The organism is Rhodospirillales bacterium, assembly GCA_018666775.1.
GTDB lineage: Bacteria > Pseudomonadota > Alphaproteobacteria > SMXQ01 > SMXQ01 > JABIXC01.
Map to the genome: position 1 here is coordinate 12946 of JABIXC010000016.1, position 11206 is coordinate 24151.

The following is an 11206-nucleotide window of genomic DNA, read 5'->3' on the forward strand; positions in this document are numbered from 1 at the left end:
TTCTATTGTGTTTGGTTTAGCTATAGAGCCACGGGGTCGCTGATTTCTGTGATGCTTCGAACGTGTCGATGCTTTCTTTCTTCTCCAGGGTCAGCGCAATATCGTCGAGCCCGTTCAACAAGCAATGCTTGCGAAAGGGGTCAATTTCAAATGCGATCTCGTCCCCATCGGGGCGAACAATGACTTGGCGTTCTAGGTCCACCGTCATGCGCGCATTTTCACCCTTGTCGGCATCACTCATCAATTGATCCACCGTTTCCTGAGGCAGCTTGATCAGCAAAATGCCATTTTTCGATGCATTGGAATAAAAGATGTCGGCAAAATCGGGGGCAATAAGACACCGAATGCCAAACCCGTACAGCGCCCAAACCGCATGTTCTCTGGATGATCCGCAGCCAAAATTTTCGCCGGTCACCAGAATTTGTGCTTTCCGATACGGTTCTTTATTCAACACAAAATCGGGGTCCTCGGCTCCATCGGCTTTGTAACGGATGGATTCAAACAAGGCCGGGCCAAGGCCCGTGCGCTTGATGGTCTTGAGCCAGATCGCCGGGATGATTTTATCGGTATCCACATTAATCATGGGCAGCGGTGCTGCAATGCCCGTCAGGGTGTTGAACTTATCCATTTTGAATTTCTCCTGCCTTTAGACTAATCGAAGTCGCGAACATCAGTGATATGGCCGCGAATGGCCGCAGCAGCAACCATGATCGGGCTCATAAGATGGGTGCGCCCGCCCGGACCTTGACGGCCTTCAAAATTGCGGTTGGACGTAGAGGCCGAACGTTCCCCCGGGGCCAATTTATCAGGGTTCATGGCAAGGCACATGGAGCACCCGGCTTCACGCCATTCAAAGCCCGCTTCGGTGAAAATTTTATCCAGACCTTCGGCTTCAGCCGCAGCCTTGACCAAACCAGAACCCGGCACCACCAAAGCACGCACGCCTTTTGCAACCTTTTTGCCCTTGGCAATGGATGCTGCGGCGCGCAGGTCTTCAAGGCGCCCATTGGTGCATGACCCGATAAAGGCCGTCTGAATTGGGATATCCGTCAATTTTGTGCCGGCCTTCAAGCCCATATATTCAAGCGCCCGGACCATGGCGGCGCGCTTGTTATCATCGCGCGCCGTTGATGGATCAGGCACAACGCCCGTCACGGGAAGCACGTCTTCGGGGCTGGTGCCCCAGGTGACAAGCGGCACAATTTCTTCGGCGGCCAAGGTAATTTCCGTGTCATAAACCGCGCCGGTATCAGACGGCAGTGATTTCCAAAATGCCACCGCTGCGTCCCAATCTTTGGCCTGTGGGCCCATGGGGCGGTCTTTCATATAATCAAAGGTCACATCATCGGGGGCAATCAGGCCCGCACGCGCCCCTGCTTCGATGGTCATGTTGCAAACCGTCATGCGGCCTTCCATGGAAAGCCCGGTGATGGCCTCGCCTGCAAATTCAACCACGTGGCCGGTGCCACCTGCGGTGCCGAGCTTGCCAATGATGGCCAAAATGATGTCCTTGGCCGTCACACCCGGATGGGGCGTGCCGGTCACGGTAATGCGCATGTTTTTGGCGGGGCGCTGGATCAAGGTCTCCGTGGCCAGCACATGTTCTACTTCTGATGTGCCAACGCCGAAAGCCAGCGAACCAAACGCGCCGTGGGTTGCGGTATGGGAATCACCACAAACGATGGTCATGCCGGGCTGGGTAAAACCCTGTTCCGGACCGACAATATGGACCACGCCTTGGCGGGCATCGGTTAAGGGAAGATACGGCAGATCAAAATCAGCCGCGTTCTTTTCCAGTGTCTCCACCTGAATGCGCGAATCATCATCATCAATGGGCTTGTCCCGATCCGTGGTCGGCACATTATGATCGGCCACCAACAAGGTGGCGTCACGGCGATGCACCTTGCGCCCGGAAAGACGCAGGCCCTCAAATGCCTGGGCACTGGTCACCTCATGAACGAGGTGGCGATCAATGTAGAGAAGACACGTTCCGTCTTCGTCCCTGCGAACAACGTGATTATCCCAAATTTTGTCGAACAGCGTCTTTGGCGCGGCCATCTAATTCATGCCTCATTCATTAAAGTTTCCGGCTCAACAAAAGCCGTGCATCCAACCCCGTCCCGGACATGTCCCCGACTTATCGAAGACACGACCGAAACATCAAAACAGGCGCATGGATATCTATTCTTTGCTTGCACCATCATCCTTGATCGGGCGATGGGTAATTTTTTCGGCAATGCGCGCACGCTTGCCGGTACGGCCTCTAAGGTAATAGAGCTTGGCACGACGAACCGCACCGCGACGCTTTACCTCAACACCGACAACATTGGGGGAAAACAGGGGGAACGTTCTTTCCACGCCTTCGCCGTATGAAATTTTCCGTACGGTGAACCCTGAATTGATGCCGGCGTTTTTACGACCGATGCACATGCCTTCAAAGGCCTGTACACGTTCGCGCGTGCCTTCAACAACCTTGACCGATACGCGAAGCGTATCGCCCGGTGCAAAATCCGGAAGCTGGCGTTCTGCTGCCAGTCGTTCCATTTCCTTAGCGTCAAGCTTTTCAATAATATTCATTACTCTGTTCCTTGCTTCAGGCCGCCCCTTTGGCGGTCTTTTGGTTATGCGTCTTTAAAACGATGCATTCTTAAAATTCAAAAATGTTCATATACCGTCACGCACCATCACCCCGCTCCGCGCCATAGCGCTTCCAGAGATCGGGACGACGTGCCCGGGTAATCTTTTCTGAACGATCCTGGCGCCAGGCCCGGACCTTTTCGTGATGTCCTGAAACCAAAACTTCAGGCACTTCACGCCCGCCCCAATCTTTGGGCCGGGTATAAAGGGGATATTCCAATAACCCCGTTTCAAAACTTTCTTCCATCAAGCTGTCGGCATTGCCAACAACGCCCGGCAGCAACCTGACACAGGCATCCACCAATGCCATGGCCGCAAGTTCGCCGCCAGACAAGATGAAGTCGCCCATGCTGATCTCTTCAAGGCCGCGTGCTTCGATAACCCGTTCATCCACCCCTTCAAAACGCCCACACAAGAGCGTCACACCGGGGCCAGCCGCCAATTCGCGCACGCGGGCCTGATCCAGGGGCTTGCCACGGGGGCTGAGATAGATAGCCGGGGCATCGGGGCAATTTGCCTGCGCCGCCGCCATGGCCGCATCCACAACATCGGGCTTTAACACCATGGATGCGCCGCCGCCAAAGGGCGCGTCATCAACGGTGTGGTGTTTGTCTGGCGCATAGTCGCGAATATCCACCGTTTCCAGCCGCCACGCGCCATCATCGCGCGCCTTTCCGGCAAGGGAACAGGCAAAGGGCCCCGGGAACATTTCCGGGAACAGCGTCGCCATGGTCGCCGTCCACGGTGTCTTGCGGGGCGCGTCCTGGGGCTGATCTGTTTGTTCATTCACCGTCATGGTCTTCTTCGTCTTTATGATCTTGCGTTAAGTCTTCTTTTTGCTCTGCTTCTTTCAGGTCTGGCACCGGATCAACCACGATCCGGCCACCGGGGATATCAATTACAGGCACAAATTCCTTCGTGAATGGCACGAAAGCCGTTGGCCCTGCTTCCCACTGAAGCTCGACGATATTGCCGGCTCCAAAATTTTCCACCGCCTTCACGGTGGCAAATGCCACGCCATCTTTTCCTTCGGCGCGCAATCCCACCAAATCGTGGTGGTAGAATTCTTCTTCCGCCGGTTCTGGCAGAACGGAACGGGGAACCCATAATTCCGTACCGCGCATTGCTTCTGCCTGATCCCGGTCTGTTACACCTTCAATTTTTGCCGTCACCATGCCTTTGGCAACATTGACAACCGAAAGCTTTATTTGGCGCTCTGCACTTTCATCCTCCACCGCCCCATAAGCGCCAACCCCTTTGGGATCAGCGGTATAGGGTTTTATCCGAACCAGCCCCCGAACCCCGTGGGGCCGGACGATGAGACCAAGACAAACACGGTCCCGGTTCTTGGCTTGCGGCTTGAAAGACATCACGCCACGGGGGCCTACTCGGCCTTTTTCTCTTCAGCGGCAGCTTCTTCAGCAGGTGCTTCTTCAGCGGCAGCTTCTTCAGCAGGTGCTGCTTCGGCGGCAGCTTCTTCAGCAGGTGCTGCTTCGGCGGCAGCTTCTTCGGCAGGTGCTGCTTCGGCGGCAGCTTCTTCGGCAGGTGCTTCCTCAGCGGGTGCCGCTTCGGCTGCTGCTGCTGCTTCGGCTGCAGCCTTCGCCACTTCTTCAGCTTCACGCATCTTTTCCTGGGTCTTGGCCCTTGGCAAATGCTGCTTGGTTTGCTCAGCGATCGCTGGCTTTTCCATCATGGATGCCTTGGACAAGAACAACGCGACCCGGTCACTTGGCTGTGCGCCCATGCCCATCCAATGACGAATGCGGTCTTCCTTCAAAACCACCCGTTGATCACTGTCTTTGGGCAGCATCGGATCATAATGGCCAAGGCGTTCAAGATAGCGGCCATCCCGTGGTTTACGGGAATCAGCAACAACAATGCGGTAGAAGGGGCGCTTTTTGGCCCCGCCGCGGGACAAACGAATTTTTAATGCCATACGCTTCAGGTTCCTTTCAGGTCTTCACTAAGTAGTCAAAGTTAAAATTATAATTAAGTGTTGTATTACAATCGGTTATCTATCTTCCCATCATGCCCGGTGGCATGGTAGGCATTCCCGGCATGCCACTTCGTGCCAACCCCTTGGCACCAAGCTTGCCGGCCTTTTTCATCATCTTGCTCATTTGCAGGAACTGTTTAATCAGGCGGTTTACGTCCTGAATTTGGGTCCCAGACCCTGCCGCAATGCGCCGCTTGCGCGATGCATTCAAAATCTTTATCCGGCGTTTTTCGATGCCGGTCATGGAACGAATAATGGCGATTTGGCGAAGAAACACCTTGTCGTCGATATTGGCCGTTGCCATCTGCGCCTTCATTTTTTGCGCGCCGGGTAACATCCCCATCAACCCTTTCAGCCCGCCCATGGCAGACATCTTTTCCAGCTGACTGGCCATATCATCAAGATCAAAACTGCCCTTTTGCATTTTGGCAGCAAGCTTTTCAGCTTCTTCCTGGTCCACCTGTTCGGCGGCTTTTTCCACCAGTGAAACCATGTCGCCCATGCCAAGAATGCGCGAGGCAATGCGATCGGGATGAAAATCTTCCAGGGCCTCCAGTTTTTCACCGGTCCCCATTAATTTGACCGGCACGCCAGCAACGGCACGCATGGAAAGGGCCGCACCACCCCTTGCATCACCATCAACCCGGGTGAGCACAATGCCCGTCACCCCAACCCGTTCCTTAAAGGTTGATGCAACATTGACGGCATCCTGGCCGGTCATGGCATCGGCCACCAAAAGGGTCTCGATGGGGTTAGACAGTTCGTGGACCTTTGCCACTTCATCCATCAAATCTGCGTCAACATGAAGCCGTCCCGCAGTATCCAGAATGACAACGTCATAGCCTTCAAGGCGGGCCGAGGCCAACGCACGCTGGGTAATATCGATCGCCGATTGGCCGTCAACAACTGGCAAGGTATTGATCTGGGCTTGGCGGCCAAGGACGGCCAGCTGTTCTTGGGCTGCGGGGCGCTGGGTATCCAGAGACGCCATCAAAACCTTCTTGCCCGATTTACCAGACAAGCGAAGTGCGATTTTTGCCGATGAGGTGGTCTTGCCAGAGCCTTGCAAACCGACCATCAAAATAACCGCAGGCGGGGTTGTCGCCAGATTAAGCGCCTGATTTTCACCACCCAAAAGGGCTGTCAGTTCATCAGAGACAATTTTGACGACCATCTGGCCCGGCGTGACCGAGCGGATGACCTTTTCACCAAGGGCGGACTTGCGCACACGATCCAAGAAATCCTTGACCACGGGCAGCGCCACGTCGGCTTCCAATAGGGCAACCCGCACTTCGCGCAGCGCTTCATCCACGTCTGCTTCGCCCAGCGCACCCTTACCGGTCAGCCGGGAAAAAACGTCATTTAAACGATTGCCAAGATTTTCAAACATCGCGGTCTTGCAGGCCTTTTTAGGTAATCTCAAACTCAAAACGACAATCACACCAGTGCGCGAAACTCGCGGGCTGGTGGGACCCCCCGGGGAAACCGGGGAGCTCGGGGTGGTAATTTTCCCTAAGCGGGCGGAATTTAGGCGTTATGTGCCCAAATTGTCAAGTTTTTGAGAGAGAAAGATGAATTTAGGGGGTGTCCACAGGCCCCAAAAGGGCTCAAACACCCGAAAGCGGTTGCAACTGGTGGCAAGTGCGCCATATAAGGCCGGTTATGGAAGGTTTGCTATTCATAAAAATGCATGGGCTCGGCAATGATTTTGTCATCATTGACGGACGCCGGATCAGCCACGACCAGCCGCTGGAAAGCCTGATCGATGGGGAAGCCTCTGCGCGCATTGCCGATCGCCATCGGGGCATTGGCTGTGATCAGTTGATTCTTTTGGCCGCACCTAAAAATTCTGATGCCCAGACCTTTATGCATATCCGCAATGCCGATGGCAGCGAATCATCTGCCTGTGGCAATGCCACCCGATGTGTCGCCGCCCTGTTAATGGATGAAAACGGGGGCGATGAAGCCATCATCGAGACCAACGCAGGCATCTTGATCGCAGAAGGCGCCGACAATGGCGTGCGTGTGGACATGGGTGAGCCGGGGCTTGATTGGCGGGACATCCCGCTCGCCCAGGACGAAGACACCCTGCACCTGCCCCTTCAAGCTGGCAGCGTTTCCGATCCGGCCGCATGCTCTATGGGCAACCCCCACGCCACCTTTTTTGTTGATGCTATCGATGCGCTGGACCTGAAAACGATTGGGCCGGTTTTAGAACATGATCCAATTTTTCCCGAACGCGCCAATATCGGCTTTGCCGAAATTAAAAATAAAAATGAATTACGGCTGCGGGTTTGGGAACGCGGTGCTGGCCTGACACAAGCCTGTGGCACCGGGGCCTGTGGCACGGTTGTGAACGGCATCCGCCGGGGCCTGCTTGGACGCACGGTTATCTGTCACCTTGATGGCGGCACGTTGGAAATTGAATGGCGCGAAGCCGATAATCACGTCCTGATGAGCGGTCCCGTGTCGGTCGCCTTCACCGGCATGGTTGCCCCCAGCCTGATCACGGGGAAAGGCCTGTGACAGGCGAAGCAGAAATCGTCTCGTTTGGGTGTCGCCTCAATACGTTTGAAGCGGAAGTCATGCGCGGCCACGCCAAAAGTGCCGGCCTTGAAAATGCAGTGATCATCAATACCTGTGCGGTCACAACAGAATCGGAACGCCAATCGCGCCAAGCCATTCGCAAGGCAAGGCGCGATCACCCCAACGCCACAGTGATCGTCACCGGGTGCGCCGCCCAGATTAATCCTGATGGCTTTTCATCCATGGATGAAGTCGATCACGTCATTGGCAACAGCGAAAAGCTTACCCCGGAAAGCTTTGCCCGCATCAAAACCAAAACTGACACCCCCCGTGTTTTGGTTGCAGATATTATGACCGTTCGCGAAACCGCCGGTCATTTGGTCGAAGGCTTTGAAGGAAAGGCCCGGGCCTTTGTCGAAGTTCAACAAGGCTGTGATCACCGCTGCACCTTCTGCATCATTCCCTTTGGGCGCGGCAATTCACGCTCTGTGCCCATCAAAGGCGTGTTGCAACAAACCCGGGCTTTGGTGGACAAGGGCTTCCAGGAAATCGTGCTGACCGGGGTTGATCTGACCGCTTATGGGGAAGATCTTCCCGAAAGTGCCCGCCTGGGCACCTTGGTCCGCACCCTTCTTGATCAGGTGCCAGACCTGCCCCGCCTTCGGCTTTCATCCATTGATGTCGCCGAAGTGGACGACATCCTGTTTGATGTCATCACCACCGAGCCCCGTGTGATGGCGCAACTGCACTTAAGCCTCCAGGCAGGCGATGACATGATCTTGAAACGCATGAAGCGCCGCCACACCCGGGATCAAGCCATCGAATTTTGTAATGCCGTTCGTGCCATCCGGCCAGAAACCGTGTTTGGTGCCGATCTGATTGCTGGCTTTCCAACGGAAACAGACGCCATGTTTGAAAACAGCTTACGCTTGATTGAAGACGCAGGGCTGACATGGCTTCACGTTTTTCCATTTTCTGCGCGCCCTGATACACCGGCCGCCCAAATGCCTGCGATCAACGGCACCATCATCAAGGCCCGCGCCAAGGCCTTGCGGGAAGCGGGTGAAAAAGCGCGGGATTCATTTCTGAAATCGTGCACCGGGACCCAAGAATACGTCTTGATCGAACAACCGGGCATCGGGCGCACCGAACGCTTCGCCCGTGTTGCGCTGACCGGGACAGCACCGGTTGGCACGATTGCAACTGCAGAAATTACCGGCCAAAAAGACGGCCAGCTTTTAGGCCGCCTATTGTCATGAGCGGATGGCTGGGACGGCTTCGCAAAGGGCTAACGCAAACATCAAATGCACTTTCGGATGGCCTGATTTCGGTTTTTTCATCCCCGCGCATTGATCAAAAAACAATCGAGAATATTGAAGACCTGCTGATCACTGCCGACATCGGGCCGACAACATCGGCGCGTTTGGCCGCAACACTTTCAAATCAAAAATTTGAAAAAAATGGAGACCCTGAAACAACGGCAAAACAAGCGACAGAAGCACTGGCCGACGAAATCACCAACATTCTAGAGCCCGTCGCCAAGCCCCTTGTCATTGATACGGCTGCGCGCCCCCATGTTTTGTTAATCGTCGGGGTCAATGGCACCGGAAAGACCACCACCATTGGCAAGCTTGCCCATTATTTTGTCGATGAGGGGCATTCGGTCATGCTGGCAGCAGCAGATACCTTTCGTGCCGCCGCCGTGGAACAGCTTCGGGTCTGGTCCGAGCGTGCCGGGGCCCTGTTTTTTAATGATCCGGGCACCCGCGATCCTGCTGCCGTAGCATTTGGGGCCCTTGAAGCTGCAAAAAAGGAAGGTGTTGATATCTTGATTATCGACACCGCCGGGCGCCTTCACAATAAATCTGACCAAATGGCCGAATTGGAAAAGATTACCCGGGTCATCAAAAAGCTGGATGATACCGCGCCCCATTCCACCGTATTGGTTCTTGATGCCACCACCGGCCAGAACGCACACATTCAGGCGGAAACCTTCCGCGATATCACCAAGGTTGATGGCTTGATTGTCACAAAGCTGGATGGCACAGCGCGCGGGGGGGTGTTGGTGGCACTGGCCGACCGGTTGGCCTTGCCCATTCACGCCATTGGCGTTGGCGAAGGTCTGGAAGACCTAAGGCCTTTTGCAGCAAGGGATTTTGCGCGTTCCCTGCTTGGGCTTGACCTGTCTTAAAAACGGACGCGTCTTAAAAATTACACAACCAGATTAATAATACTGCCCCGGGGCAAATTTCCGGAAGGCGCTTCTGTTGGCAATGAAACCGGGGCCTGGGGCAACGGATTGCCGCGTGCCGCCAGTGCTTTCGCCGCAGCGGCCATGGCACCATTTTGATGCACACCGGAAACCGGCGCATTGGGCGTTACCGGCGCGATGGGCCGGGCAGCAGGTGCCTGAACCTGGGCAACGGAAAGGGCATTAAGAAGGGCATTCGAGGGAGGTATCTGCATGGAAATCCTTACTAAACCACTGTTTTCGCCGTATCGCAGTGAACCCATGATCTATCCGACCATCGTGTCCACCTGTTCGCAACTACCTGTATTCCACGCGAACCCATACCTGATTTCCACGCGACGATGGCTTGACCCTAAAAGACCCCGTTTAAAATTTAATTAAAATGCAGCCTTTTCCACCCTCTTTCAAAAACGCCTTCCAAAAGCATCTTTTGTTTACGATTGCTTAAATATAAATCACTGAAAATAGGGGGATAATTAGAAATTTAGGTGGCTCGTTCCAAACCGGAGCACGAGGGGGCCACATACTTGGGGAATGGGGAATGACCATGTTCAATTGGCAATCCTCCAAAACAGTAAAATATTATGACTGACGAAATCGCTGCAAAAGAAGAATTCAATGCGTTGATGGAAATGGCGCGGGACAAAAGCGCCAAGGGCAGATCAAACCTGGTCGATGCTGTCGGGGATTTGTTTGGCAACAATGGCAATGTCCTGAGCGACCGGGAACGGGCGCTGATGACCGACATCTTGCGCCAAATTATCCATGATGTGGAAATGTCCGTGCGCCGCGCCTTGGCCGAAAAAATATCCAAAATGGATAACCCGCCCCATGACCTGGCGATCACCCTTGCCAATGATGACATCGAAGTCGCCCACCCCATTTTGATCGGCAGCGAGATTCTTCATGATATCGATTTGGTTGAGGTGATCCGACACCGGACAATGCAACACCAGATGGCCATTGCTATGCGTCGTGCCCTGAGCGAAAGCGTGACCGATGCCCTGGTAGAAACCGGCAACCAGGATGTCATAAAGACGATGCTGGAAAATCCAAGTGCCGCTATTTCCAAAACCACCATGGAATACCTGGTGGAACAATCCAAACGGGTTGATACCTATCAGAATCCGCTTTTGCGCAGGCCCGATATTGATCCCGAAATTGTCAAACGCATGTATTGGTGGGTGTCAGCCGCACTGCGCAAACACATCGTTGAACATTTTGAAATTGATGAAATAGAGCTTGATGCGACCCTTGAAGACACCGTCAAGAATGTCATGGAAAAAGACAGCCGTAGCGGAATGGAAACGGGCAAAACAAAGCCCATGGAACTGGCTGAAAAACTTGCCGATCAGGGTGAGTTGAATTCTGAACTTCTGGTCAAGGTTCTACGCCAGGGTGAAATTCCCCTGTTCGAAGCCTTGTTCGCCCGCCTGTCGGATCTAAGTCCCAGACTGCTGCGCCGAATTTTGTTTGAACCAGGCGGTGAAGCCCTGACTGTCGTGTGCAGGGGGGTTAACATTATAAAAAGTGATTTTGCCTCCATCTTCATGCTGACCCGAAAGGCACACAGCAGTGACCAGTCCATAAACCCCAAGGAATTAAATCGCGTTCTTGAGCTATTTGACAGAATCAAAATGGAAACAGCCCAAGCGATGCTGCAACGCTGGCAACGAGATTCCAATTATCTGAATGCCATGCGTGTCCTCGATAAATACACCGATCCTGAGAATTCTGAAAACGAGCGCCGGAGTGACAATGGCTCTCGGCGGGAATTCGATGATGGGGCATCGTGA

At 54.2% G+C, this 11206-nt stretch carries 12 protein-coding genes; 4 read left to right on the forward strand and 8 right to left on the reverse strand.

Annotation, left to right across the window (positions count from 1 at the left end; genetic code table 11):
- Positions 1 to 16 precede the first annotated feature (16 nt).
- The 7 genes from leuD to ffh form a co-directional block, all read right to left on the reverse strand.
- A complete protein-coding gene (gene leuD, locus HOJ08_07670) occupies positions 17 to 628 on the reverse strand; it encodes a 3-isopropylmalate dehydratase small subunit (protein ID MBT5673310.1) in 612 nt (203 codons plus the stop codon).
- 23 nt (positions 629 to 651) lie between these two features.
- Entirely contained in the window at positions 652 to 2058 is a 1407-nt protein-coding gene (leuC, locus tag HOJ08_07675; GenBank protein MBT5673311.1) for a 3-isopropylmalate dehydratase large subunit, read from the reverse strand.
- A gap of 123 nt (positions 2059 to 2181) precedes the next feature.
- Positions 2182 to 2577, reverse strand: a complete 396-nt coding sequence (gene rplS, locus HOJ08_07680; protein MBT5673312.1) for a 50S ribosomal protein L19 — start codon at positions 2575 to 2577, stop codon at positions 2182 to 2184.
- 97 nt (positions 2578 to 2674) lie between these two features.
- Positions 2675 to 3433, reverse strand: coding sequence for a tRNA (guanosine(37)-N1)-methyltransferase TrmD (gene trmD / locus HOJ08_07685; protein MBT5673313.1), 759 nt, complete (start codon positions 3431 to 3433; stop codon positions 2675 to 2677).
- Positions 3420 to 4007: a 16S rRNA processing protein RimM gene (gene rimM, locus HOJ08_07690; GenBank protein MBT5673314.1), complete on the reverse strand. Its 588-nt coding sequence runs from the start codon at positions 4005 to 4007 to the stop codon at positions 3420 to 3422. Before rimM ends, trmD begins: the two co-directional genes overlap by 14 nt.
- 14 nt (positions 4008 to 4021) lie before the next feature.
- Positions 4022 to 4573 (reverse strand): 30S ribosomal protein S16, encoded by a 552-nt coding sequence (gene rpsP, locus HOJ08_07695; protein ID MBT5673315.1) that lies wholly within the window; start codon positions 4571 to 4573, stop codon positions 4022 to 4024.
- Positions 4574 to 4652: 79 nt separating this feature from the next.
- Complete coding sequence (ffh, locus tag HOJ08_07700; GenBank protein ID MBT5673316.1) at positions 4653 to 6023, reverse strand: signal recognition particle protein; 1371 nt, start codon at positions 6021 to 6023, stop codon at positions 4653 to 4655.
- Positions 6024 to 6295: 272 nt separating this feature from the next.
- Between ffh and HOJ08_07705 the strand changes: the two genes are divergently transcribed.
- The 3 genes from HOJ08_07705 to ftsY are packed head-to-tail and all read left to right on the forward strand — an operon-like array spanning position 6296 to position 9350.
- Positions 6296 to 7159, forward strand: coding sequence for a diaminopimelate epimerase (locus HOJ08_07705; protein MBT5673317.1), 864 nt, complete (start codon positions 6296 to 6298; stop codon positions 7157 to 7159).
- Complete coding sequence (gene mtaB / locus HOJ08_07710; protein ID MBT5673318.1) at positions 7156 to 8418, forward strand: tRNA (N(6)-L-threonylcarbamoyladenosine(37)-C(2))-methylthiotransferase MtaB; 1263 nt, start codon at positions 7156 to 7158, stop codon at positions 8416 to 8418. The genes HOJ08_07705 and mtaB overlap by 4 nt, the downstream gene beginning before the upstream one ends.
- On the forward strand, positions 8415 to 9350 hold the full coding sequence (gene ftsY / locus HOJ08_07715; GenBank protein ID MBT5673319.1) for a signal recognition particle-docking protein FtsY: 936 nt from the start codon (positions 8415 to 8417) through the stop codon (positions 9348 to 9350). The genes mtaB and ftsY overlap by 4 nt, the downstream gene beginning before the upstream one ends.
- Positions 9351 to 9370: 20 nt before the next feature.
- Here the strand turns inward: ftsY and HOJ08_07720 are convergent, their stop codons facing one another.
- Positions 9371 to 9625: a hypothetical protein gene (locus HOJ08_07720; GenBank protein MBT5673320.1), complete on the reverse strand. Its 255-nt coding sequence runs from the start codon at positions 9623 to 9625 to the stop codon at positions 9371 to 9373.
- Positions 9626 to 9994: 369 nt separating this feature from the next.
- Between HOJ08_07720 and HOJ08_07725 the strand changes: the two genes are divergently transcribed.
- Positions 9995 to 11206: a DUF2336 domain-containing protein gene (locus HOJ08_07725; GenBank protein MBT5673321.1), complete on the forward strand. Its 1212-nt coding sequence runs from the start codon at positions 9995 to 9997 to the stop codon at positions 11204 to 11206.